The organism is Veronia pacifica, from assembly GCF_001707825.1.
Taxonomy (GTDB): domain Bacteria; phylum Pseudomonadota; class Gammaproteobacteria; order Enterobacterales; family Vibrionaceae; genus Veronia; species Veronia pacifica.
In genome coordinates, this window is the sequence record NZ_LYBM01000041.1 from 12,494 (window position 1) to 38,835 (window position 26,342).

At 44.5% G+C, this 26,342-nt stretch carries 22 protein-coding genes; 9 read left to right on the top strand and 13 right to left on the bottom strand.

What is annotated here, in order from left to right:
- The first annotated feature begins 103 nt into the window (after positions 1 to 103).
- Positions 104 to 562 carry a hypothetical protein gene (locus A8L45_RS18200; protein WP_068904789.1) on the top strand — a complete coding sequence of 153 codons (459 nt, stop codon included), beginning with the start codon at positions 104 to 106 and terminating at the stop codon, positions 560 to 562.
- 41 nt (positions 563 to 603) lie between these two features.
- On the opposite strand, the gene A8L45_RS18205 is transcribed toward A8L45_RS18200, so the two are convergent.
- A complete protein-coding gene (locus A8L45_RS18205; protein WP_068904790.1) occupies positions 604 to 1,515 on the bottom strand; it encodes a S1/P1 nuclease in 912 nt (303 codons plus the stop codon).
- 154 nt (positions 1,516 to 1,669) lie between these two features.
- A complete protein-coding gene (locus A8L45_RS23910) occupies positions 1,670 to 1,915 on the bottom strand; it encodes a DUF2798 domain-containing protein (RefSeq protein ID WP_083228408.1) in 246 nt (81 codons plus the stop codon).
- 81 nt (positions 1,916 to 1,996) lie between these two features.
- Between A8L45_RS23910 and A8L45_RS18210 the strand changes: the two genes are divergently transcribed.
- A complete protein-coding gene (locus tag A8L45_RS18210; protein WP_068904791.1) occupies positions 1,997 to 2,875 on the top strand; it encodes a LysR family transcriptional regulator in 879 nt (292 codons plus the stop codon).
- A gap of 63 nt (positions 2,876 to 2,938) precedes the next feature.
- Positions 2,939 to 3,070, top strand: coding sequence for a hypothetical protein (locus tag A8L45_RS25555; RefSeq protein WP_281181531.1), 132 nt, complete (start codon positions 2,939 to 2,941; stop codon positions 3,068 to 3,070).
- A 304-nt stretch (positions 3,071 to 3,374) separates the two neighbouring features.
- Here the strand turns inward: A8L45_RS25555 and A8L45_RS18215 are convergent, their stop codons facing one another.
- Entirely contained in the window at positions 3,375 to 4,472 is a 1,098-nt protein-coding gene (locus A8L45_RS18215; protein WP_245680763.1) for a M20 family metallopeptidase, read from the bottom strand.
- A gap of 195 nt (positions 4,473 to 4,667) precedes the next feature.
- On the opposite strand from A8L45_RS18215, the gene A8L45_RS18220 reads away from it, so the two are divergent.
- From A8L45_RS18220 to A8L45_RS18235, 4 genes are all read left to right on the top strand, one after another.
- Positions 4,668 to 5,603, top strand: a complete 936-nt coding sequence (locus A8L45_RS18220) for an ATP-grasp domain-containing protein (RefSeq protein ID WP_068904793.1) — start codon at positions 4,668 to 4,670, stop codon at positions 5,601 to 5,603.
- A 5-nt stretch (positions 5,604 to 5,608) separates the two neighbouring features.
- Complete coding sequence (locus A8L45_RS18225) at positions 5,609 to 6,994, top strand: ATP-grasp domain-containing protein (RefSeq protein ID WP_068904794.1); 1,386 nt, start codon at positions 5,609 to 5,611, stop codon at positions 6,992 to 6,994.
- 70 nt (positions 6,995 to 7,064) lie between these two features.
- On the top strand, positions 7,065 to 9,665 hold the full coding sequence (locus tag A8L45_RS18230) for a M14 family zinc carboxypeptidase (protein WP_068904795.1): 2,601 nt from the start codon (positions 7,065 to 7,067) through the stop codon (positions 9,663 to 9,665).
- Positions 9,666 to 9,909: 244 nt separating this feature from the next.
- A complete protein-coding gene (locus tag A8L45_RS18235) occupies positions 9,910 to 10,104 on the top strand; it encodes a hypothetical protein (protein ID WP_068904796.1) in 195 nt (64 codons plus the stop codon).
- A gap of 197 nt (positions 10,105 to 10,301) precedes the next feature.
- On the opposite strand, the gene A8L45_RS18240 is transcribed toward A8L45_RS18235, so the two are convergent.
- A complete protein-coding gene (locus A8L45_RS18240; protein WP_068904797.1) occupies positions 10,302 to 10,922 on the bottom strand; it encodes a LysE family translocator in 621 nt (206 codons plus the stop codon).
- Between the two features lie 617 nt (positions 10,923 to 11,539).
- Between A8L45_RS18240 and A8L45_RS18245 the strand changes: the two genes are divergently transcribed.
- Together A8L45_RS18245 and A8L45_RS18250 are read left to right on the top strand one after the other, a co-directional pair.
- The gene (locus A8L45_RS18245) at positions 11,540 to 12,346 is read left to right on the top strand and encodes a M12 family metallo-peptidase (protein WP_245680762.1); all 807 of its coding nucleotides are present in this window, start codon (positions 11,540 to 11,542) and stop codon (positions 12,344 to 12,346) included.
- 155 nt (positions 12,347 to 12,501) lie between these two features.
- Complete coding sequence (locus A8L45_RS18250; RefSeq protein ID WP_349267005.1) at positions 12,502 to 12,906, top strand: GrpB family protein; 405 nt, start codon at positions 12,502 to 12,504, stop codon at positions 12,904 to 12,906.
- A 627-nt stretch (positions 12,907 to 13,533) separates the two neighbouring features.
- On the opposite strand, the gene A8L45_RS18255 is transcribed toward A8L45_RS18250, so the two are convergent.
- From A8L45_RS18255 to A8L45_RS18295, 9 genes are all read right to left on the bottom strand, one after another.
- Complete coding sequence (locus A8L45_RS18255) at positions 13,534 to 13,743, bottom strand: cold-shock protein (RefSeq protein ID WP_068904798.1); 210 nt, start codon at positions 13,741 to 13,743, stop codon at positions 13,534 to 13,536.
- A gap of 284 nt (positions 13,744 to 14,027) precedes the next feature.
- Complete coding sequence (locus A8L45_RS18260; protein WP_068904799.1) at positions 14,028 to 14,246, bottom strand: DUF3820 family protein; 219 nt, start codon at positions 14,244 to 14,246, stop codon at positions 14,028 to 14,030.
- 228 nt (positions 14,247 to 14,474) lie between these two features.
- Positions 14,475 to 14,708 (bottom strand): hypothetical protein, encoded by a 234-nt coding sequence (locus tag A8L45_RS18265; RefSeq protein WP_068904800.1) that lies wholly within the window; start codon positions 14,706 to 14,708, stop codon positions 14,475 to 14,477.
- A gap of 195 nt (positions 14,709 to 14,903) precedes the next feature.
- Complete coding sequence (gene nspC / locus A8L45_RS18270) at positions 14,904 to 16,040, bottom strand: carboxynorspermidine decarboxylase (RefSeq protein WP_068904801.1); 1,137 nt, start codon at positions 16,038 to 16,040, stop codon at positions 14,904 to 14,906.
- Positions 16,041 to 16,094: 54 nt separating this feature from the next.
- Positions 16,095 to 17,339, bottom strand: coding sequence for a carboxynorspermidine synthase (locus A8L45_RS18275; RefSeq protein ID WP_068904802.1), 1,245 nt, complete (start codon positions 17,337 to 17,339; stop codon positions 16,095 to 16,097).
- Positions 17,340 to 17,413: 74 nt separating this feature from the next.
- Complete coding sequence (locus A8L45_RS18280) at positions 17,414 to 20,335, bottom strand: pyridoxal phosphate-dependent class III aminotransferase (protein WP_068904803.1); 2,922 nt, start codon at positions 20,333 to 20,335, stop codon at positions 17,414 to 17,416.
- Between the two features lie 592 nt (positions 20,336 to 20,927).
- Positions 20,928 to 21,482, bottom strand: a complete 555-nt coding sequence (locus tag A8L45_RS18285) for a glutathione peroxidase (RefSeq protein WP_068904804.1) — start codon at positions 21,480 to 21,482, stop codon at positions 20,928 to 20,930.
- 276 nt (positions 21,483 to 21,758) lie between these two features.
- Positions 21,759 to 23,141 carry a cysteine--tRNA ligase gene (cysS, locus tag A8L45_RS18290; RefSeq protein WP_068904805.1) on the bottom strand — a complete coding sequence of 461 codons (1,383 nt, stop codon included), beginning with the start codon at positions 23,139 to 23,141 and terminating at the stop codon, positions 21,759 to 21,761.
- Positions 23,142 to 23,512: 371 nt separating this feature from the next.
- The gene (locus tag A8L45_RS18295) at positions 23,513 to 26,050 is read right to left on the bottom strand and encodes an FG-GAP-like repeat-containing protein (RefSeq protein WP_068904806.1); all 2,538 of its coding nucleotides are present in this window, start codon (positions 26,048 to 26,050) and stop codon (positions 23,513 to 23,515) included.
- Positions 26,051 to 26,342: the final 292 nt, after the last annotated feature.

Here is a 26,342-nt window from a genome sequence, read left to right on the forward strand (position 1 = left end):
CCATCACTTTTTCACTGGAACTTTCCTGCAAGTTATGGAACCCATCTCGGTAAAGTTTTGCAATCTCTAATCTAGGATTAATAGGTCAACAGCGGAGCGTGACATGTCCTTTGTGCAAAGCAAACCGCCATTGAGTGCGTCAGCGCTCTCTACACCCGGAGCAATGTCAGAGACTAAGCAGCATCCAGAGGGCGCTCGTGGAGCTGGTTATCTCGGCGGTATGGATGAGAACAATGACAAGTTTCACAGAGCGCCTGACGATGATCGAACACGTAAGGTTGTCTGGAACCCAGTGACCAGAAAGTACGTGGTAGTCGTCATGCCTGAAGATTATCGCGAAACGGATGAACTCTCGACGGATGACGAAGAGATCACGGCAAAACAAGAGCACCAGGGACAAGAAGACACGGATCAGGATGATTCTGAGGACGATGATCTTGATGAAGTCGATCTTGACGACGATGACGACTTCGATGAAACCGAGTTCTATGACGAAGAAGATATCGAGTTTAAAAACATATCAGCTGGCGGAAACCCCCACCCGAGGCTCCGCCGCTATTAAGGATAGTCTGATAACAAAATATAAGGTCTACATCCGAGACGCTATCTGTTTATTGTTGCCAGTGCCTCGTTCATTTCACCCGCAAGCCTGTAGCCAGCCTGAGTGAGTCTTTGTCTGACCATCTCGGTTCCCTTTTTATAGTACGTTTTCCCTGGCTTTTGCCCCTTTGGCGTGTTGTAAGCAAAGTATGCCAGTTGATAACTCTCATCTACCCAGCTACTCACGTTGCCTTGTCCCTGGCTAAATGATGCTTTTGGAAAGGCCACCTGTAGTTCTTTTGCCATCTTGTCAACATTGAATGGTTGTTCGAGAAATCCCAAACCGCTATCCCAAAAATGATGAAGGTCTTTTTGAGCAACATCCAATGAGTATTTATTGGCCCCAAAATCAGAAATACATAAAAGTTCACTGGTGCTTTGAGTAACTGAATGCATTGGTTGATGAGCGTCACCAGCAAGATGGCTCAGAAACATCATGGTTGCGGCCTTGGGGTGCCTTTTGAAAGACGCATAGAGTGCATCATTTACCATAACGATATTTGGCTCTTTGACGAATTCACAATCAGACTTGGCGGGATATGCCTGATTGATGTAATGCCAGCCGCCAGTTGTTTTATCGTCCCAGCCATTAACCGACTCAGGTATCCTCTCTCCCATCAACAACCAAACGTCTTTTGCTGGCATATTTCGGATTAAATCGGGAACCATAGCCAGACGGGCAAACTTACTTGCGCCCTGAACACTTTCCATCTTCTCCAGAATATGGTCAGGCATCGAGTTATATGCTTTGGTTGCCAGAGCATCGACTTTTTTCTGAACATCCTTATCAAGATTCTGATACGCGATCTGAGCAATAGTGACATGCCCCTGATAATTCCATGCGATTGCTGAGGGCGTATAAGCGGTCACAAGAAGAGCTGTGAACGCAAGAGGGATGAAAGCAAGACTTTTCATAATTGATACCAGAAATGGTTATAACTGGAACGGCATTAAGCCCGTCATTTGAGATCTATGTCAAATAAATATTGAAAGATATGGATTTTTAGCCTGAATTCGCACCGATCAGTTCATATTTTGACCTTTCAATAAACGCTAATCCAGCTTTTGGTTAACAATTACCTCCGTCTGGCTTATCCCTCGTTCGTGAAAGATATGCTGAGAATTGCCGTATTTTCGGTAGCAAAATAACACTGATCACCAATGCAATAGGAAACCCCATGGCGAAGCTCCGCATCCAACGGAAAACTAACTCTCCATCAATACCCGTGTTGATGGCTGTAATGATTCCAGACATCAAGAATGCCATGCAAAGCGAGGACAAAAAGGTTGTGAGCAGGCGTTGCGCTTTTGTCATAGATTAAGAACCTCAATTTGCTAGTTTGTCAACCAAGCTTAATAATCAGCAATATGTGAAACAATATTGAAAATCTCAATTATGAATTCCATATTTGGAAACATGGATGATCTCTACCTGTTCTGTCAGGTTGTGGATGCAGGTTCGCTGCAGAATGCAGCCCGTCACCTTCGGCTGCCAGTTTCAACAGTTTCTCGCCGTTTATCACAACTGGAGTCCAGACTAGGTATTCGCTTACTGGAAAAACAGAGTCGGGAGCTGGTGCCAACTCATGATGGCGAGGAGTTATATCAAAGGATCTCAAATGAGATCAGATTTGCTGAAAATCAGATCGAGGGTTTTTTGCAACACAGCGGCCAGATAAAAGGTCACCTTAGACTTCTTCTGCCCTACAGTTTGTACCGTAACCAAATATCGACACATGTTGAGAAATTTCTAAATGAGTATCCGGACGTCACTATTGATATTGAGCTGACACTCGGAGACATTGTTCCTGAAACTGACAGAGACTTGGTATTGGCATTTGGCACCGCTGGACGCACTGACATCGTCGCGAGACCGCTTTTTCAGTCAGCATTTAAGATCTATGCCAGTAACAAATATCTTGAGAAGCACCCAACACCCAAAACACTCTCTGAGCTGGAGCAACATCGCTGGTTGACGTTAAGCTCATCACCTATCCTCACACTTTTCCAAGATGGACAGGCTCATGTGGTAAGGCCGAAAGCAAAAATGCGTATCAATGATGCTGAGATGCTCATCAAAGCAGTCGAGGCGGGTGTTGGAATTGCGGCCATCCCCAGTGTGTACGCAAGAGAAACAGATACCTTGCAGAGCCTTATGGAGGAATATGTTCCGCCTCCCTCACAAGCTTTCTTACTTTACCGACAAAGAAAGCACCAGCCTGCCGCTTTGTCACTGCTGATCGACCGAATAATGAATATTGAATTCATTGTGTAGACATAGCGAGTGGTTTAGCTGGTAGCAGCATAATCGTTGTGCAAGGGCAACGGAGCGCATTGAATGTCTGGCATGTCTGCGTTGACATTGCACAAAAAAGTCGTTGTTGATGTCAATGTAGGCAGCGTTGCGATGGTCTCGGTCGCTGCACTCACTCAAGCCGCCACGCCTCTTGATACGAATGGATCACATTAAATACCGATATCCACCATCATCACCAAAAACAAAGAACAAAGAGCAAAAAAGAAGCTCAATACCAATAAAGTGATGAACATCAACTCTTCACAACAACTATTATTTGTTTTGTTATTAAATCGTAACTAACCATAACAAATTACTCTATAAAAAAGATCGTAGTCACTGTATTTATCATTGTTATTAATAAATAATATTTACCACGCAAAAATATCATATTAAAAAAATAAAAAAATGAGGTTAATTAATAAATAAACTGGTAGTGAAAATCATATTACTACCAGTAAAATTTATTTTAAAAAAACTATTTCATCAAATATCTCAGTATATTTTTCACTTCAGAAATTCGACGTTCAAAACTCTTTTTTGATGCTCTTTCATGAATGGTATGATCACCATCGCCGAAGGGGCCAAAGCCATCCAGTGTTGTCGTGCCAACGCCTGCAGTGACATTTGCGTCACTGACACCACCACGACATTCTGTCAGTAACGGCGCACCAAGCAACTCAGTTAACCTGCCTAACAATTCATACTGTTCACTATTGGGTTCCATAACATCTCGCTGCACACCACCAGAGAGATTTATCACAACACCAAATTTTTCAGCATCAAGACATAGGCGCTCAATCTCATCAAGAACACGCGCTTTTTCTGCTTGATTGGTGAATCGCGCTTCGACACTCAGCTGCGCTTTTGGTGAGATGGTATTGGCACCAATTCCACCTGATATCTTACCCGGGTTCACCGTTGTTCCTTTATCAAGGTCTGTCAGAGACTTAAGGCCAATGAGTAAGTTCGCCAAGGCAAAATTGGCATCTACCCCGTCTTGGTAATGATTACCCGCATGTGCCGCCTTACCCTTGATATCAATGGAAAATGTTGCAATTCCCTTTCTACCAATAACAACTTCATGCTCTTTTCCAGCCGCTTCAAATACCAGACAATAGTCATAATTTTTTGCAAGGCGAGCAGTTAATTCGCGGCTATCATCACTGCCTGTTTCTTCATCACTGACCAAAAGCATATCAATGTTGAAAATTTCACTAAACTCTTCATGCAACTGCCTCAATGCACTCAACGCAACATAATTTCCACCTTTCATATCACAGACACCCGGACCATAAATCCACTCTGCATCTTCTGAAAAGTCAGTGAAAGTACCTGGTGGAAAGACAGTGTCAAGATGCCCAATAAGCAAGACCTTTTCCCCAGGCACTTTAGCTGAAGAAAAGAGCAGATGGTCGCCAATCTCCTGTCTGGTAAAGCGCTCAACAGAAAAGCCGATAGCCTCAAACTTGCTGATCATCTGCTCACCATGGCGGTCTACGCCAGCCTTATTTTTGGTGTAAGAATTACATCTTATCAACTCGGCCAGCTCGTTATAATCTATTTCCATTGGCATGTTAGACACAATTAATACCTTCCCTCTGTTTATATTTAACGCAAAAAAATGTAATTTTAATGGCCGTTAGTGAATGATTTTATTATTTAAAAATCAACCTTAATTTTTAATGCAGCGGTCACATAATTTATTTTAAAATTGATTTAGCCTACTCGCGATTTTCAACAGAGCCAATTTTTTAAAAGGAGTAAATATATGTCTTTGGGCACAGTTGGATTGTGGCTATACCGAAATGGAGGTGGAGAAAGAATACAACGTCAAATCGTCGAAATGCTAAAAGAGCGTAACATTGCATGTGTAACAGGTCTGGACCTTAAACATGCACAGGTGAAAAATGGAAAAATTATTTGTAACGATACCGCTATGGATGATTTAGATGCATTTCTGAGCTATAACGCGGGTGAACAAACTCCTTACCAACGTTATCTCTATCAGATGGTCAGCCAGGTAACGCCAACAATTAACAATTTTGATTCTTTTGCTATCGCCGAAGATAAGTTTCAAACCTCACATTTATTGACGCTTCACGGCGTGAGAACGCCTGATTACCGCTTATGTGGGCGTGATGACGAGGATGGTTTGAAGCAGGCTCTGAATGATTTCGGCGGTAGAATGATCTACAAGCCAATCGATGGCTGGGGTGGCTCAGGTATTGTGAAAATCGAAGGCCATGAATCACTCAAAACGGTTCTTCCTTTCATCTCTCAAACCGACCTTCGCTACTTCTATCTGGAAAAGTTTGTGAATTACGACAACACCGATTTTCGTGTTGATATTGTCGATGGCAAATTTGTCGGATGCTATGGACGCAAAGCGCCGAGAGGCGAGTGGAAGACCAACATCACGAGCGGCGGTTCCGTTTTTGTCCGCGAACCGGATCAGGAAGTAATTGAACTTGCAGTAAAAGCAGCCAAGATTCTGGGTCTTGAAGTTGCTGGTGTCGATATTATCTACGACCGTGAACGAGAAGAGTATGTGGTGCTGGAAGTGAATACTATTCCTGCCTTCGCCACACCAGAACAAGAAAAACTCGGTATTAACTTTAACTCATACAAAATCGACGCACTGGTCGACCTCCTAGAGAGAACAGTGCATTACAAAGCGCGCGAACAAACGATCAAGGTAGCGTAATAACAATGAATAACAACAAGAAACTGCCCAAAATTGGCCTGCTGTATCTGGACTATGTACTCCGCTTTTTTGATAAATCGAATTTCAAAGGCTGGCCGGACAAGATCGAAACCGTTACCTATCACTGGGGTAACGACAAAGACAGATTCGTTGCTGAAGTTAAGAAAAAGAAAATCGACATACTGATTGGGAACATCCCGGCCACAGCGTATGAAACGTTCCGCGATATTGCACGTGAGCTACCGAACGTAAGATTTTTGCCATCGCTGGATAGCCAGTTCTCGAACAAATCAAAAGAGAACGTTACCCATTTTTGTCATAAATACGATCTACCTGTGCCTAAAACAGAGATCTTCTATATTCCTGAGCAGGCAGAACAATATCTGGTCAATACTCAGTATCCAAAGATCATTAAACGATCTTATGGTCCATCAAACTATGGCGGCTATTTTGTTCATAAAGTAGATAGCTATAAAGAGGCCAAAACCCTACTGGCTGAAAAAAAATACTATCCCGTCTATGTACAGGATTTTGTGCCAATGGAAGCCGATATTCGCGTCATGTTGGTCGGTCATAAACCTGTATGTGCTTTCTGGCGTCGTCCACCAAAAGGTGAATGGCTGACAAATACCAGTCAGGGCGGCAGTATGGACTATCAGGATATACCAAAAGACGTCCTTGATCTTGCTGTGAAAGCCTCAAAAGCGGCAAACGCAGAATACTGGGCCTGTGATATTGCACTTGGTAAAGATGGCAAGCTTCGCATATTGGAATGTGCAACCGCTTTTGCTGCCTTCCCATATATCCGAGACTGGATCGGACAGTATCTAATGTGGCTGCTGTCTGATGGCAAATTCAGAAAACCTAATATCCCAATGTATAACTGGGAAGAGCTGGGCAAAATTGACTCCAGCCTACTGCGCACCATGCGCCATATCACTTTCTCCAGCTATACACCAAGCAGGGACAGTGATGAGTTGTTTACTCAGCTTGACGAGATGGGCTTCCCTATAATCGATACTCAGTATCGTCCTGAAGAGGAATGGCCAAGTGAAGTCTGGAACCGTCAGGATAACTTCAAACTAAAAGCAATCAACATTCAAGCCAAGGCACTCCAGCCAGTACCTGGTGCAGATGAACAAGGAGAAGTCGCTGAACTAGGCAGTTACTCACCTGCTGAGTTCGATGACGAAAAGCTTCGAGAGTTTCTATCGAGCATCAAAGGCATTGGTGGAAAAATGGTCGATGACATCATCGAACACTTTGGTGCTGAAGGGTTTGTTGAAGCTATAAACACCCAGCCTGAAACACTCTGCGCAGTCAAAAACCTCAAACAGAAAAAACTGGCACTGATTGTAGAAAGCTGGCAGCAGCAACAGCAACCAGCCTAAACACCGTCAACACTCACTTTTACTATCAAACACCGGAATCTCATTCCGGTGTTTTTTTAAGAGAGGCCCCATGAAAGTTCAATACGCTTCTTACCAGGAAACCATAGATTTTCTAAAACAAACCATGAGAGAGCACCCTCACCTCTTTCGTTTACAGAGCATTGGTGAAACATGGGAAGGCAGACACATCATGCTCATGACCATCTCCAACGAGGTGGCCTATGCAGATGATAAACCCGCCATGCTGTACACAGGATCCATTCATGCCCGTGAGTGGATTGGCAATGAATTGGCGATTAAGTTTGTACAGTACGTCGTTGATAATTACAGATTTAATCCAAAACTTCGCGAGGCGTTGAGTCGAAACACTGTCTACATGGTGCCTTGCCTAAATCCCGATGGTTTTGAATTTTCACGAAATCACTTCTCTTTTTGGCGAAAAAATCGGCGTAACAATGGCGATGGAACATTTGGTGTCGACCTCAACCGAAACTTTGATGCCAAGTTCATGCGAAATCAAAATACGGCATCGAATACCTACGGTGGACCACACGCGTTTTCTGAACCAGAGACCTGTGCCATTCGTGATTTCGTTGAAGGACACTCGAACATCCGCATCGCATTGGACTATCACAGTCAGGGCAATGTATTTTTCCCCGCACACAAATTTAATCACGAAGCAGAAATTGACGGCACCGATCTCAATGTGCTCTGTGCCAATATGAACCACGAAATTCAGAAGGTCACTGGTCGACAATACGGGATACACAGAGGCAAGCCACCAGCCAATTTAATACATGGTAGTGGCCGCGAATACTATTATGGCAAAGGCATACTCTCTACCGTCGTCGAGGTAGGAACCCGTAATATTCCTGACTACCTGAAAAATATGGCAGAGAGTATAGATGAAAATATACCCGCTCTGATCCATGCACTCAGTGAAGCCATTAACTACTCACCCGCTGCCCCTGTCAGGGTTCAAAATTTCACTATCCAGCACGTCGAAAGCGATAGCGTAACCCTTGAGTGGGAATACCCCGAGCGCGACGATATCTACTTCGAGATATATCGGAGTGATACCAATAAAAGTATGTGCGGTGAAGAAAATATGGTCACTGTGACCAAATCTCTCTCGTTCAGAGATACACAATTGAAAAGTGGCCGTTTCTATTTCTACAATATCCGGGCTGTCGATAAAGTTACCCGCGTTAAATCGCCATTCAGCCCAGAACTCCGCCTAAAAACCAGACTTGCGGATAATGAGTGCGCCTTAACTGTTTTTCCCGCCAAAGAACAGGTGGGCTATGTTGGGCAAAATGGTGGTGCGAAAAACAAAGAGCATTTCGGCTATAACTCTATGTTTGCTGGCGTGGACGTTAAGCGCGGCATCAGCTACGGCGTTATCGGTTTTGATGTGAGCAGCATACCTGAAGGCTCAACCATTCTTAACGCCTGCTTTTCCCTTTACCCGATGAACCGTGTGAACACCAAGATAGAGAAATATGGCGAATGGTCTGTCTCACTGCTTGATCCCACGACACTCTCGGATATTCAGGACTATCAAGAGATCGCCAATGCTACCCCACTTCACACCCTTGGAGTAACGATTAAATCAGATCGAATGACACAAGGGATTTGGCTGAAATGGAACTTCAATGGTGTTGAACGTGAGTTGCTTGAAAAGCTACTTACCATTGGCAACGTGCTGCTCCGTCTTCAAGGGCCAAGCCAATTACCATTGGGCAACGACTCTCAGGTTATGCAATTTGATATCGGCTATGGGCCATTTGGCAGCGGTCTTCATTATCGCCCTAACCTTGAGCTTCTTTATCAGTTACCCAAAACCCGACTGGCTCTTGCACCTGCTCAGGTAAACACCATCTGCAGTCAGGAAGTCACTGAGAACAAATTGGCATCTGGCTTTGATGCTGAGGGGAAAATTATTTACGGTCAGATGGAATTCTCCCCAGAGGGTTTACCAGATCCGGCAAAAACTGTCTTTACGCAAGCCTACCTCAAGCTCTGCAACAAAGGGGCACTGGCGACAGGCAAAGATATTCGCTTTACCGTCGAACTGGTAGAACTGAAAGATGTCGATTATCAAAGTGTTCGTAAACGAACCAAGATCGAGTACATCGGTTATGAGGTCAGTAACAACCAACTGAAAGATCAAAGTACTCACTACTTTATCTTTGATAGTTATAGCCTCAGTGAATTAGGCCGACTTCATGCAGAAAATAAACCTTTCTACTTTCTGATAAGAGCCACTGCGGAGTCTCAGGCCAGCAATGTGCAAGTACAATGGCGTGTTGATGAAGAACAGGGAGCTAATTCTGAACTGATCATTCATTGTATAAATCGTCGTAACCACCCTGTTGCACCGGTTACTGATTTGACTTATGGCATAGAGAACAATCAACTGAAATTGACATGGACAAATCCTGAAGACGAGGATTTTGTCGGTTGTTATGTTGTGAGAAACCGTTTCCATCCGCCACGCTCACCCCATGATGGGGTAAAGCTCTATGGCGGTAAAGACGCGTATACGCTGGATAACTTTAGCAATCATGATATCGGTAAATACTATGCCGTCTTTACCTATGATAACGTTCCAAATTACTCTGAACCTGTATTTGTTCACCATCAAGGTCAGGATAAGCGATCAGAGTAACTGATTTTTTATGCTTATATAAGCATATTCATAACCTGAACACTTTAAGGCCTACTCAGAGTAGGCCTTTTTATACGTAGTGATAAAAACGTATAAATTTCTCCTACACTTGGACACTCCTATGGTATTCTCATCTCAATAAGAAGACGAAAAAAGAAAAAAAGAGTTAAAAGTACTTTAAACCCCTCCTCCTTTTGAGTATAAAAACACCGTTCGATATTCATTTATTAAGCAAGAGGAAACTATGAACTCCCATCCCAACCTTATCGTCAAAAGAAAAGAAATTGAGAACATACAAAGTAGACTCAGGGATGCGATCAAAGACGGTAAGTATGCCGTGGCGGCAACAATCTTGCTGGCATTGAATGATGCACAGGCAGAGTTCGAATCTCTCTTCCAAGAGTTGGTCATTAATTCTGGATTAAACAACCTTGTCTGATGTAACAGCACTTAACCCCTTTAAGCAAAAGTGATCATGACAAAGGCATAGACGCTGCTCTCATCAGTGAATGGTAAAAAGTATCTGAGTTGTCGCTCACATCACTAATACACTGAGATCGGAGCACTACAAATTTGTCATGATTGCTATTAGCATGGCGGCTAGTAACACGATTGCGCTTAAATAAAAGAGATACCCTACTGTCTGATGGCGATACTGTGAAAAATATCCTGCAATACGGGTACAACAGACAGCGCGAGTAACAACGCCATAAAGTAGTTAAACCCTATGCGGTATTTTGAAGTGCTAAGCACTTTTCTGATTAACGATCCAAACAACAACCAAATGCCAACGCCGGGAAATGAAACAAATAGGAACGTCACACAAATGATAAAGTGCTGACTGTAAAAATCACCACCCGTCGACGTAAAAGCAGCAATAGCGCCTGTTGCGACGACCCAGGCCTTGGCGTTTACCCACTGAAACAATGCACCCTTCATGAAAGTCAGTGGCCTACTCTCTCCCGCAGAGTCTGAAATATCTCCCGAACGAGCAATGAGCCAGGCAAGGTAAAGTAAGTAAATCGTCCCCACACACTTAATCCAGAAGTGTAAGTCAGGAAATCGATCAAACAGCTGACCAAACCCAAGCCCGACAACTAAAAGCATGACAAAAAAACCGACACAAATACCCGTCAACAGTGGCAGGCTTTTCTTGACGCCAAAATTGAGGCCTGACGTCATCACCATCAAATTGTTGGGTCCAGGCGTCGCAGATGATGTCACTGCGAATAACACGACCGCCACAAGGTATTCCATTTATGCCTCCTGCATTTACAGTCCTTTTCATCAAACTTTATTGGGTTATCTGTCTAAATATCAACCAATAGATATAAGGTTTTTTAGTCAAAAGTGTAATCTTTGCGTTTCCCATCGCAAACACAAGTCGTGAGGCAAGTAAAATTTACTGATGCAGGTTATGCCGAAATTATCGTCGGCAAATAGTTGGAGTTTGATCTAATACAGAAGACGTTCGATCTAAACAAGATGGCAATCATTTGCTCACAGAACCAAGTATTTGGTGATTGGGCGAGAGGGCTGAGCACGACTATCCCATCGATCTGGAAAACGGTAGGCAACTAAATACGCTCCCTAACCACACAAAACAGAGATAACGAAACATGTTAACTCTGGGCAGAAGACCTCTCAATATCTTTAGAACACCGCATATTCTTTCTCGTGGAAAAGTATCGGCCGATAAAGCCAATTTGATTTTTGAGAGCGCATACAGAACAGCTCATCACACTAACTACGGACGTTCGAGATTTGGGTCGAAAAGGCTAGACGTATATCAGAATATCTCTCTTTAGGCTGAGAAACTTTAACTACTATGATCGACCAACGATCAAAGGTGAAGTTAAGCCAAGGAGATAGAAGTGTTGTTCAAGTCTTTTCTCAAAAGCATATTCCTACTCATCACATGCACCTTAATACCCAAGCTTCATGCTATTGAGGGAGATCTTAACTATCCAAGTTGCGAATTCAAAAAAATACTAGAAACGGAGGTCCACCTATATATATCTAAGTCAGTACTTAAAGATCTCTCAAGAGACGATGTAAAAACTGAAATATATACATGGCAAGAGAATGCAAATACAGTGCTTCAGAATTCCTGCATACCAATGCGGAGAAAAGTGACTGTTATAAGCTATGTGAAGCCCATCGACAGCTCATGGTTTACCGAAAGCCAAGTGGATAATACTGTTCTACTTATAGAAATGGAAAATAATATTGAATATCAAGATATAGACGCAGCCGGGGTTCCTATCTTCAACGGAATTATATTCGGACGATTCGAAAATGGCTTTAAGTCGGAGTTTTGTGGTTTTGCATCGGCAAGCTCGAATCACTTCGTTGCTAGGCTTAAATGCGATGACGATGTAATGGAACACGAAATTGGGCATTTAAGCGGAGCAAATCACGACCACAAAACACTGATAGAAATAAACCAATTCACATCTATTAACGCTTTTAAGGCGCAACGTGGACAACCGATAAAACCGTACTCATTCGGAAAAGTATGTGCTGGTAGAGGCACAATTATGACCTATGAGCCAAATATAATCCACGCATACTCAAATCCTGATATAACATTTGACGGCCATAGATGCGGTAACCCTCATCATGCGGATAATGCAAGAGTACTCAGAGAATTTGCCGAATTGTACTTAGCAAAAAATTAATCCAAACCTAAAAATAACAGCCATAAGGAATCGCAATGACACTCGGTGTAAAAGGACCAGAAGTAAAATTAATTGAACACAACGAAAGCTGGGCGACAGAGTTCCAAAATGTATAAAAGGCCTTAGTTAGCATTACCGGGATTGCAGAAGAGTGCATTCAGCATATTGGCAGCACGGCAATACAAGGGATAACAGCAAAACCCATTATAGATATCGCGATTGGTATTGATTCTCTCAATGACATTAACGACAAACTAACTAGCCAGTTGAAAACACTTGGCTTTATTCCCATGCCTCGTCAAATGATGGAAGGCCGATTTATCTTAGCTAAATACACTGACGATACTTGTCAGGTCAAAACGCACTATATCCACTTTGTCGAGCTCGAAGGAAGTGCTTGGTCTGATCTTCTTTTCTTCCGTGACCACCTAAACCAAAACCAACAGGCCAGAGCAGAGTATGCTGCCATTAAACAGCATGCGGCTGAGAAATATAATCATATTGAGCAATATACAGATGCTAAGGAGAGCTTTGTGAAAAAGATTTTTTCACAAAGATAGATATCTTTATAGATAATAAATTAAATACAATAGATACATATTAAAATATCTAGGTTCCTAAATATGTGGGGCCTAAATTTTCGATGGCGTTAACTATAGTATTTTTCAAAAAAAGTGAAGTATAGGTATTTTTATCAACGTAATTATAAAAAACTCTTTGATCTATAAAAATATTGAGTATGTTTATCTCAATTAAAGTGTGAGTAAACGTAGAAAACAATATATTTTAACTAGTGAATAACAGTGAACTCACCGAGCTTATTATTGCTATCATCATAAATGTTTCCTATTAAAGAGTCTTCACAATAGGAAAAGCCCAAGTTGAAGCACCCTGTATGTCCATTTATTAAGGTATGTCTTACTAATACATCACTATTTAATTGATGAATAGTAGCATTCCACTCTTTATTATTTTCAAAAATATTGAACTTAACTAACAATATACTTCCTAATTATTTAGTGTTGATTTTATCATTTGATGATAATTTCTTTGTTTTATTTTTTCTATGAAAGAAGTAACGATTTCTACCAAGAGAACGAGCCATATTTTATACCTATATTTATTATCGTAGGAAATTGAAGTGAAAATAATAATAGCCTTTCATTATTTAGAAAGGCTTTTTATTACTAAATAGCGGTGACATTTTCAGCTTGAAGACCCTTTTGCCCTCTGCCGATATCGAATGAAACTTGCTGACCTTCCGTTAATCTTCTAAAGCCGTCACCAACAATTGAACGGAAGTGAACAAACAGATCATCGCCATTATGTTGAGTGATAAATCCGAAACCTTTCGTTTCGTTAAACCACTTTACTGTTCCAAGAATTTTATTAGACATATGATGCCCCTTATTTGATTAATTTTAAGGTGCACTGATATTAGTAATTATTAGACAATATAACTAAGAGAGAGTAACAGAGAAAACTTGCTAGGAGTGCGCTGGAAGACTTACTTGATTTTATTTTTTAACAACTCTATTGTCAGAGCAAGATAGACTATACAGCATTTTTTACGTTCCGCTACGTTTATTTCAGATTATTTAAATAGCCCAAGTTTTCTGTATTGATTTTTATCGATATTGAATCATGCGGCGCAGCCTCTGCCTAAGCAAATGACAAGCCCTCAACTTTGCGTCTTCATTGGTTTTATCACGCTGTCTAAACCTTCAATTTTTAAAGCAAGACAAAGCGCCGTTAACTTGCCCAACTCGCCGGAGGGAAAACCCTTCTTTTCAAACCAGAGTAGATATTCCTCCGGTAGGTCAATCAACACCCTACCTGTATATTTGCCGAAAGGCATCTTGACTCTGGCCAGTTTGAGCATATTTTCTTTTTCCAACATCGACGAAACCCATTATCAATCTTTGTGAAGAATACGATGCTGCAACACGCGGAATAAAAAAGCCACCTTCTTTGGTAGCTTATCAGCAATTAGACACTAATAGCTCATCCAATTGCCCTCCCCTATCTCAAGAAGAATTTGGCAAATAGACTCATATCGTTGACCCTATTATCCATAGCCTTTAGGGAAAAATTCACTGGAGATACACCATTACAGATTGCGTATCTCCTACTCCAAACGGTAGCTTTTTTCTGTCACTATTTTTTCCAGCACTTCCACACGCTCACGCAGCGCCGCTAATTCTTGTTGATGTTCATCTTTCAATGCTGACATTTTTTCATCAAACTGACGCTGTTCATCTGGCCGCGAACGGGAAGCAAAGATACTTTGAAAGACGGTTTGTATCACTTTTGTGCCGGATAATATAGCGATGATAACCACTGCAAAGGTAAATAAATCCATTGTTATAACTCCTTGTTTATAAATACTATCCGACCATACATCCATTAACAGTCTTTGAGGTTATTTGGGTACTTCGGTCTACTGTTATATGCCACTGCACTTACCAATAGCAATATGAACAAGGTGATCTCACTCTAAGAGCGACAAGATCAAAAATGAAAGGGACGCCGCCATCACGGCGTCAAAGTAGATAGATTAGTGAACTGACCATTGGGACAGTGAGCGCTTGAAGTCGTCATAGTCGAAGTGGTTTAACGACTGAATATCGCCATTTTCACGCCGACAATAGATGGATGGCATTCTCAATCCGTTAAACCAGTTGAGTTTCACCATGGTGTATCCGGCACTGTCTAACACACGTAAACGCTGGCCAATGTGCAACGGTGTCTCAAATTTCGCCTCACAGAATTGATCACCTGCCAGACAAGAACAACTGCCGATAACGTAGGAGTATGCGCCCTTTTCACTTGCGCCGCCGATGGACGCCGGTTCATTGTAAATCAGGGTATCGAGTCGGTGTGCCTCGGTCGCACTGTCGACAATAGCGGTTGTCTTTTCGTTCTCAACAATGTCTACCACAGTCACTACCAGATCCGTGGTGCCTGTGATAATTGCCTCACCCGGTTCGAGGTATACCTGAACCCCATGACGCTGGGAGAATGCTTTGAGCGCAGCAGCCAGTTTTTCAATCTCATAGCCCGGCCAAGTAAAGAAAACACCCCCTCCCAGACTTACCCAGTCGAGTTTATTCAGGTAGGCACCGAAACGCTCTGAGATAACATCAAGAAGATGAACAAAGGCATCAACATCTTTGTTTTCACAATTCATGTGGAACATCACACCATCTAGGCCATCAAAAACGGATGGTTCGATATGGTCAAACTGTACACCGAGGCGTGAAAAAGCACGTGCAGGATCAGCCAAGTCTTGACCTGCATAACTCACCCCGGGATTCAAACGAAGGCCGACAGAAGCTTTACCTTCAACTAAATGGCGGTATGCCCTGAGTTGCGACTGGCTGTTAAAAATCAGTTTATCGGCCATATCAGCGACCTCTATAACATCCTGCTCACTGTAGCCAACACTGTAGGCGTGGGTTTCACCGCCAAAAGTCTCATGCCCCAAACGCACCTCGTAAGGGCCACTGCTGGTTGTGCCATCGAGATATGGCTTAATCAGATCGAACACTCCCCAAGTGGAAAAACACTTGAGGGCCAGCACCAGCTTACAACCTGACAGCTGCTTTAACTGCCGCGCCTGCTCTAAATTGGCAATCAGCTTTTGCTCATCAATCATAAAATACGGTGTGTTTAGGTCTTGCTCTTGTTCCATGTTGATTGACTCATCCTGATAAAGAAAAGCCAGCCCATTGGCTGGCCTTGTGAGTTATTTAAGAATGTTAATGTGCGGCGCTTTGGCTTCCAGCTCTTCCACTCCCCAGTCGAGGCCAATACGAGGCATCAGCTCAAGGAATGGATCCGGGTCAAGCTGCTCAATGTTGAAGACACCGTGGCCTTTCCAGTCCCCCTGGAAATACAGTAGTGCAGCCGTTATTGCAGGCACACCTGTGGTATAAGCAATGGCCTGATGCTCAACATCTTCGTAGGCCACTTCATGGTCGGCGTTGTTATAAACGAACACGCTACGCGGTTTGCCATCTTTTTTACCCTGAACCCAGGTGCCAATGCAGGTTTTGCCTGTGTAGCCCGGCGCAAGAGAAGTAGGATCAGGCAACAGGGCTTTCAGCACTTTGAGTGGTTCAACCACAGTACCGTCTTGTAGCGTGACAGGATCCGGAGACAACAGGCCAATGTCACGCATACAGTTGAAGTAATTGAGGTAGCGGTCCCCAAAGCCCATCCAAAACTCGATACGTTTGGCAGGAATAAACTCTTTCAACGAACGCACTTCGTCATGCGCCATTGAATACACTTTGTGACTGCCCACCAGAGGGAAATCAAACTCCATCATTCGGGTATGGCAAGGCACTTGTTTCCACTCGTCATTTTCCCAGAAGAAAGAGTCGCCCTGAATTTCAAGCATGTTGGTTTCTGGGTCAAAGTTGGTCGCGAACTTCTTCCCGTGATCCCCGGCGTTGACGTCCATGACGTCAATGGTGTCGATTTCATCAAACAGATGCTTGTTGGCGTAGGCAGCGAATACACTGACCACACCCGGGTCAAAGCCGGCACCCAAAATCCCCGTGATACCCGCTGCCTCAAACTTTTCACGGAAGGCCCATTGAGGATCGTAAGCTTCTGGCACCTGTTGGCCTTCAGAGCACAAATCCACTGCCACTGACGTATCGAGATAAGAGACGCGCGCCTGATAACACGCTTCCATTACAGTCACGTTGATCCACGGGGGACCCGCATTAATGACTAAGCCGGGTTTCACTTCTTTGATCAAAGCCACCAGTGCGGCCACGTCGTCTGCATCAACCGCTCGTGCTTCTAGCTTGCGTGCCGGATCTTTCAGGTTATTGCGCCCTTTGATGGAGTCGATGATTTTTTCGCACTTGGATATAGTGCGTGATGCAATGGTGATATCACCTAAAATATCGTTGTTTTGCGCCGCTTTGTGGGCAATAACCCAGCCAACACCACCAGCACCAATTTGAAGAATTGACATGATTTTATTCCTTTTTCAACGGCCAGCCACCTCTGCTTTCTGAGTGGCTGACCAACATCATTATCTATGTATTGTTATGACACGGGAGTCTGACAGCTCATGCTGTCTGCCAACTGCGCGAGCTTGTCGAGCAGCTGTTCAAAGTGCGTCATTTCAAGGCAGGGATTGAGAATGGTAAATTTCAGAGCCGCTTGCCCGTTTACCGTCGTTTCACCCAATACAGCTTCACCTTTTACTAGTGCTTCCAGTCGAAGCTGGCGGTTGAACTGACACAGGTTTATGCCTTCAGCAGACTGTCCCGAATAACGGAACAAGACGGTACTCAGTGCCGGATCAGTCAACAATTCAAACTCAGGCCTGTGGCCGATGAGGTCTGCCACCTGCTGCGCCTGATTGATCAGATGATCGACCATATTGCCCAGTGTTTGAGGACCAACATTCTGCATGGTCATCAACACTTTCAGCGCGTCGAAGCGTCGTGTTGTTGCGATAGATTTATCCACCAGATTTGGCAGTACATCGCTCTCCCGGTTGAGATAATCAGCGTGATGAAGCAGGTAGCGGAAATTTAACCCATCTTTCAGCAACACTGCGCCGCAGCTGATTGGCTGGAAGAAGAGTTTGTGAAAATCGACACTGACAGAGTCAGCACGCTCAATACCTCTCAGTCGGTTTCTGTGACGACCGAGAACAAGAGCCCCTCCATAAGCCGCGTCTACATGGAGCCAAAGGTCTTCAACAGCTGCCACATCTGCAAGTGCCGAGAGATCATCGATTGCACCATGATCTGTTGTGCCTGCAGTACCAACAATAGCGAAAGGAATCAGTCCTTCGGCTTTCAATGCCGCCACGGTTTCTTGCACTTCACTGACTTCAATTGCACCATTATCGACCGTACCGACACACACCACAGACGCTTCACCTAAACCGAGCAGAGACGCTGATTTTTGAACCGTAAAATGGGTTTTGCCTGAGCAGACAATACGCAGCCTGTCAGCATAATCTGGTAGTCCCTGCTTTTGCACCGACTCACCCGATATTTTTCGTACCGCGTTATCACGAGCGATCAGCAGTCCTATCAGGTTACTCTGGGTCGCACCACTGGTGAAAATACCGTCAGCGCCGTCCCCGAGTTCAAACTGAGTCGATAACCAGTCAACGACTTTTTGTTCAACATAGGTGGCTGCACTGGCTTGATCCCACGAGTCCATCGACTGATTTAACGCCGTTATGAAGGCTTCAGCCGCTACCGCTGGTAACATAGGTGGCGTGTGTAAATGGGCAATACAGTGAGGATGCTGAACGATGATCGAATGACGGCCAATCAGGTCACCCGTTTGTTCAATCACAGTATTTAACGGCAGCGGTGTTTCTCCCATCGGCTGCTGATTAATCAGGGAAGCCAACACTTTAGGATCCAGACCACTGTAGGGAGATTCCGCTTGCTCAAACACCTTCTTTATCGTCTGGGTTACCTTATGCATGGCAGATTCAAAGCCGTCAGCACCACTGGCACCCGTATGGATAAAGTGCTCACGCCACTCAGCCACCATGCTTTCTTTGGTGTGGTGGGGTTCGCTGTCTCCGACAACCGAGACCACCGCATCACGCATCACTCGCAAAGCAAAATCTAACTCTTCATAACTGATGATGATCGGCGGCAGAAAACGCAGCACTGAGCCTTCACGACCGCCCTTCTCAATGATCAGGCCACGCTCAAGGCATGCACGTTGTATCGCAGCCGTTAACTCTGGATCAGCTTCAGGCTCAGCGAACTTGTTCTTGCTGCCGTCGGCTTTCACAATTTCCAGACCCAGCATCAGGCCCTTACCCCTCACCTCTGCAATACAGGATGTGGCGTCTGCGATTGCTTGTAGCCCCCGACGCAGATAGTTACCCGCCTCTTTGGCATGGCGTGCAAGTTGGTCTCGCTCAATGATCTCCAGTGCTTTCGCACCGCTGACCATTGCCAGTTGGTTTCCGCGAAACGTCCCTGTATGTTCGCCTGGTTTCCATGTATCGATTGACTTGTCAAAGACCAACACAGACATAGGCAGACCACCGCCTACCGCTTTGGACAGGCAAAGAATATCGGGGGTGATACCCGAGTCTTCAAAAGCGAAGTGACTTCCTGTTTTTCCGATACCGCATTGGATCTCGTCAAAAATCAGTAAAATGCCGTGCTCTCTGGTAATGCGACGTAACTCTCTGAGCCAGAAGTCTGGCGCTGGAATAACGCCACCTTCACCCTGAACAGGTTCAACGATGATCGCCGCGGGTTTCTTCACACCACTCTCATCATCGGCCAGCATACGCTCGATGTAACGCAGCCCCTGACGAGCACCTTGCTCACCGTGGAGACCGAACGGGCATCGAAGGCTGTATGGAAATGGCAGAAAGTGGACATCGGCCATCAGGCCCTCGCGTCTTTCTTTGGTACCGAGGTTACCCATCAATGCCATGGTGCCGTTGGTCATACCATGATAAGCCCCATGAAAGGCAACCATGGTGTTCCGGCCCGTCGTTTGCTTAGCCAACTTAATCGCCGCTTCAACGGCATCAGCACCAGACGGACCACAAAACTGAATGCGGGCATTCTCCGCAAATTCCGGTGGCAGAAATCCCATCAGAGATTTAATGAAGGTATCTTTCGCTGGCGTTGTAATATCTAACGTCTGGTATGGCAACCCCGAGTTGAGTTGTTCAATGAGTGCCTGATTAATTTCTGGGTGGTTATAGCCAAGGGCCAGTGTGCCTGCTCCAGCCAGACAATCGAGATAAATCTGTCCCCGGCTGTCTTCTACTCTGGCACCACACGCACGGGTGATCGCCAATGGCAGTCTACGTGGATAAGATCGAACTTCAGACTCGTAATGTTCCTGACTTAATAGCAGTTCGTCGGGGGTTAAGTCATAAATGTCATTGCTGGTATCTGGCAAAGGCAGCAATGCCTGACCTGTAGGTAATTCAAACAGGTTATTGATCATCGTGTTCATCCATGGATCACGGCCAGACTTCTCACCCCTCTCATAAACGAATGCAACTGTAAAATGTCAGTTGGGAGGAAGGGGTAAAGCCGGGCCAAAACTAAACGTACACACACCAGACATGTGAAAGCAAAACATTGCTACACACACTGATGGTGCATGGCTCCGCTGGCATGCTGTCAATATCGATGATTTAGGATCAACAAGCTGACAGGCAAACGCACTGGCGGAATAACATACCGGGTTTAGTGGACGCTGATGTTCAAGGCTCAGTAATTATACTGCAGTGGGGTAATACGAAGGTTACGAAAGTATGTGATAGTTTCACTGTTGGGTTCCTCAATATGCGCCTGACTTTTCGTCCTTACAGGCCACATTATTAATGCCCTTCTACTGGTAACGAATTTCACCAGTACCTACGGGCACAGCAAGCGCAGAGACTCCCTCGCCTTGCTGTGCATGTGCTCCAAACACCTTGTGTTGGAATTGGCCGCAAATTATCACAGTGTGAATTTAAATGACAAGTTAATTTTTCACTTTGTCATCACAGTGTTTGCTGTGTTCCAGAAACAATTCCTGATATAAACATCAACAAATGCTTCTACAGAGCTTGGGCGACAACACGCTGGAAAGATGACGACATCGGCTCCGAATTGCTGGGAAATACCCCGATGACCTTGCCTTCCCTGTCGATAAGATATTTGTAAAAATTCCATTTTGGCGTGACGCCTGAGGTCGCCGCTAGCTGTTGAAATATTCCCTCACCGCCTCTGACGTTGACTTTCTCCATCATTGGAAAAGTGACACCGTAATTTATATGACAAACCTTGGCGGTCTCAGCTTCCGAGCCACGCTCCTGATAAAAATCATTACTGGGAAACCCAACAACCGTAAAGCCTTTGTCTTTGTATTGCTGATAGAGCTTTTCCAACTGAGTGAACTGAGGCGTAAAACCGCACTGGCTCGCGGTATTGACCACCAGCACCACTTTATCTTTAAACGCCTCACACATATTGACTGACTCAGTTGAATTCAGCTTTTTGTAACTGAAATTCAGAAGATCAGAGCACGATGACTGGCCATAAGCTGGCATAGTCGGTGCGCCAAAAAATATACCGGTTAACAGGGTGAGCAGAGAAAGGTAACGCTGTTTCATCAGGTGACTCCTCGGTAAATAACGGTGACAGGTATACATGTGATAGGCGCAAAACCAGTATTTCGATCATCCCCCCTCCGCACCGAATACAATGGCAGGCAAAGCTGGAAGATCGGACAGAGTCTTCCAGCAACACCTCACCACTTCTTTCAGCATTCAGTGAACGACTACTCATCGCTCACTGAGCTAATGCCCATAGCTTCGTGAACATAGCTCCGTGAACATAGCTCCGTGAACATAGCTCGATGAGCATAGCCCGGTGAATTAAGACGTTTCTCAATGGCTGATGTGTATCTGAATATCTATATTGCCATCTTTGCCATCGCTGACTTTGTAGCCCATCGCCAATAACTTATCCCTAATGGCATCAGCCTCTGCGAATTTCCGCGCCGCTTTCAGCGCCTTTCTTTCCTCTGCCAGTTGATAAATATCGTCCGGGATATGCGCCTGCTCGGGTTGGTCGACTTTCAGGCCAAAGATTTGGTCAAAACACATGAGCGTTGCCCGCTTGGTTGCACCATCTAATTCACTGTCCAGCAGCTCTGATACCAACGACAGTGCACGAGGCATATTGAGATCATCATTGATGAAAGCCACAAACCTGTTGAGGAAAGCGGTATCCACTTCCCCACCCTCGGGAAGTTCCGCCACTCGCCGCTTAAGACGCCTCAATGCCGTCTGTGCACCGCTCAGGCTCTCCCAGGTGAAACTCAGTTGGCTGCGATAATGTCCCGTCAGGATCAAATACCGATAGGCCAGCGGATCAAATCCTTTATCAGTCAGGGTTTTTAATCGCAGTGATGTTCCGGACTTTGAGATCTTCTCTTTGTTGAGGTTAAGGAAAAAACCGTGCAGCCAAACATTCGCCTGAATGTGCCCGTTTTTGGCCTCACACTGGGCAATTTCGTTGGTATGGTGCACCGGGATATGGTCTTCACCGCCAACGTGAATATCAAAACGCTTGCCGAGGTATTTCTCTGCCATCGCTGAGCACTCAATGTGCCAGCCCGGAAACCCTACTCCCCATGGGCTGGGCCACTCCATTTGCCGTTGTCGCTTACCGCTGAATTTCCACAGCGCAAAATCCGTGACCTGTTTTTTTTCTGCCATGTCTACCCGTTTGCCAGCCTCGAGACCTGCGCGATCCAGCCGGGCTAACTTGCCATAATCAGCTTGTTTACTGCTATCGAAATACACCCCATCCTGAGTCATGTAGGTGAAGCCTTTCTTTTCCAATTCACTGATAAAGTCGATTTGTTCCTGAATGTGTTCAGTCGCGCGGCAGGTTATCGAGGGCGAGGCAATATTGAGTTGCGCCATATCGGCAAAAAAGGCCTGCTCAAAGTCTTTGGCGATTTGCCATGCTGACTTCTGTTGTTGTCTTGCCCCCTTCTCCATTTTGTCTTCACCCGTGTCGCCATCAGAGACCAAATGCCCCACATCGGTAATGTTCATCACATGATTGACGCGAAGGTCATTAAAACGTAATGCGCGGGTCAGTAAATCAACAAACAAATAGGTTCTCAGGTTACCAATGTGGGCATAGTCATACACGGTGGGACCGCACACATACAGGCCAACCTCCCCCTTTTTCATTGGCGTAAAAGCTTCAGATTGTCTGCTCAGGGTGTTAAAAAATCGAATAGGCGTTTGAGTCATTGTCTGTCCTTATAAATGCAAAAAGGCCGCAGATGAAGTCATCTACGGCCTGAAAATGTGTTTGTAGGGAGGATTATTCGCGATGCACAGGAATACGGCCGTAAATGATGTATTTACAGCAACAACAGCAGAGGTGAGTGAAAATCAGCGACATATTCATCGTTTCACCATAAAGCAAACAAGCCGTAAATGACAAGGGGTGGTAGTGATGATGGGAAAAACAAAACCAAAAAGTGCGATGTAAGCCGACAGTCATAAGGTGTGAATGATATCTGCTGCCATTATGCCCAAAAAATGCATGTTGAATGGGACGTACAAAAAAGCGGCAGAATGGCTGCCGCTCAATGACATTTACAGTGACTTAATATCTGTTAATTAGATATGTTTTCATATATGCGGGTAAGGTGACTTACATCTTTGAATGATTTACCCTGAATAATCAAGTCAACATCTCCATCAGAATCGAGGTCTGCTGCCTGAATATCATCGACAGTAAGATAATCATTTTTATCTAAAGAAGTGGCTTGCGGACTAAAAAAACCATCGCCCATACCGAGGTAGTTGGTAAATTTCACACGTCCTCTGCCAGAGGATAGGAGAATATCAAGATTACCATCTTTATTTATGTCAAATATTACTGCGGCGAAAGAATTTTTACCAAGCCCAGAATTAAAGACATTGAATGTATTATTCCCATTATTCATGAATAAAACATTATTAGAAGAGGCTTCATCGACATTACTATTGGTAACGAATATATCTAAGTAGCCATCATTATTGATATCGCCAAGAGTAACACTCGTTGGGGCTATATCTGGTGTATATGGAAATAATTCAATAGCATTGTCAAACCTGCCCTTACCATCATTTAAATAGACTTTTCCACCAGAGCCTGTAGCTGCAACGACGATATCCGGATATCCATCATCATTAATATCACCTACTTTTACTATATTTTTTACGATATCTGATGAGTGATCCATATGTATTATTTGTTTTGAATTTTTAAAACCGTATTCTCCGTCACCTATGAAGATCTCTGGTATTCGAGAGATCCGAACTAAATCTGGGATACCATTACCAGTTAGATCTGCCAGCTTTGAATTCTGATAAGTTCCATTTACAATAGCACCCCCGAAACCGCGCCTACCTTTAAATTCACCATTTCCCCTATTTTCGTAGAACCAGATCATTTGTCTTTCTTCATCGCGGCTGATAACGACTAGATCTAAATGCCCGTCTTTATCTATATGGCCGACATTAACGCTATAAACTTTTTTTGGTTCATAAATTCCATATTCAAAAAAATCGAATTTACCATAGCTATTTCCAATACCAACTGAAAAGCCATTTTCGCTGCCTGTCACAATGTCCATTCGGCCATCAGTGTTTACATCACCAATTGCTAACGCCAATGGAATTGAGTTTTTGGTTATGATGACCTGCTTTTCGACAAAGTTGCCGCTACCTATATTCTCATCTTTTTTCAGCATCAACTGGACGTTTTTAACATCAAGCGGCTTAAGGGTAAGGGTTTCGCTGGCTGCGTTGCCACTTTGTTTAACCTCCAGCTGGTGTTCTCCGGCTGTCAGGTGAGCTTTAAACGTACCTGCACCGATATCAGCGCCAGTCACACCAATTTTTTTGCCATCGAGGAACACATTTGCACCTTCTGCTTGCGTCCAGTTTTCGTTCACGACATTGAGGCGAAGGGTGCCCAGTATACGGTTGGTGATAATGCTTTCACGCTTAAGCGCGGTTTTACAGCCTTTGGTCTGGTTGGTTGCCACGTTCAGTTCGATATTACAACTGGCGAAGGGTGTCAGTTCTTCCAGTGCCTGTGAGGTATGGGTGTTGTAGAAGGCGAGATATACATCAACCTTATCTGAACCGCCCGTCTCGAATATATCTTTTGCGATGTAGTCACCATTCACATCCTGAACAGTCAGCAAACGCTCTTGCGCAGGCGCGCCTTTGGCCGTCAGGTTTGCTTTCAGTGTCAGGTTGTCTAATCCGCCAGCTTCATCGACTAATACCTGTGGCAGTTTAAATGAAAAGTTACCGCGGTCTTTAATTGATGAGACCTCAAACCCTACATCAGCCTGCACAGGTACGATATTAGTTTGCGACTTTTCGCCTTCGGCAAAGTTCACTGTTTCACCTTCGCCGTTTTCACCGACCATCAGGTCGCCATCATACAGGCGCATTGAGAGGGTATACTCGCCCGGCTCGACGTTCATTTTGACTTCAGACAGGCCCGTTTCTTTGTTAATGGCATAAACCTGCTCTTTACCACCATTGAGAGAGAGACCGAACTGCGGTTTGTTGATCTCTGCCAACTCGTCTGCTTTCCACTGGAAAGACAGCGTTGGCACGTCTTCAATTTGGCTGATTTCAGTAATGGTGTCGCCAAGGTTTGGCTCAACCGTAAACTGAATCGCAGGCTGCTCGCCTTCTATCACCTCATGGGCAAGAGAGGTGGCTATGTATTGTTTAGGGTTTGGCCCTGTGCTGTTAAGCAACAGGTGAAAATCATAGGTGCCGGGTTTTAATGTCAACGCACGGTGAGAGGTCGTTGTGACATTGCCTTCGCTATCGACAGATTGAGTAACAGGCCACTCAAATTCCTGTTTCTTTTGCGTGACAACATTGGTCACCTGCAATTTGCCAACATAACGGGTCTGCTCAACGGCCTTTGCCGCTTGCTTTGTTTCACGGTCTGTATATGCCGCATAAGCCGCCAACTCAGGCGCCTTGCCGGGAAGGCTTTGAATGTACCGCGCAGAAAAAGTGGTTTCGATATCCAAAGGGGTGGCGGTTTGTGAGGTTTGTGCGGTTTTTGTGTCGTCACCGCCGCAACCGGAGAGCAGCAGGCCAGCAATCAGCGTGCTGATAAGGGTGTTTTTCATACTAGTTTACTTGTATATATTTTTGGGCGATTGAGCATATACTCTAAATTATCAATAAGGAAGGATTTTGTATTTTTTGTTAACCTCGCTTTTTTATTTGCGATCAAACTCAAATTAAGTTTTGACCACTCACTGTGTCGCAGACAGAGAATGTATTTTTACAGGAAATTTTATCATGAGCAGTAATGAATCTTGCTCAAAAAACATCCGACATTGAGGCTTGAACAAACAGATAAACGTATACTGATTAAGGATCAATCACCTTTAATTAACGCCAGCCACTTGAGTCGTC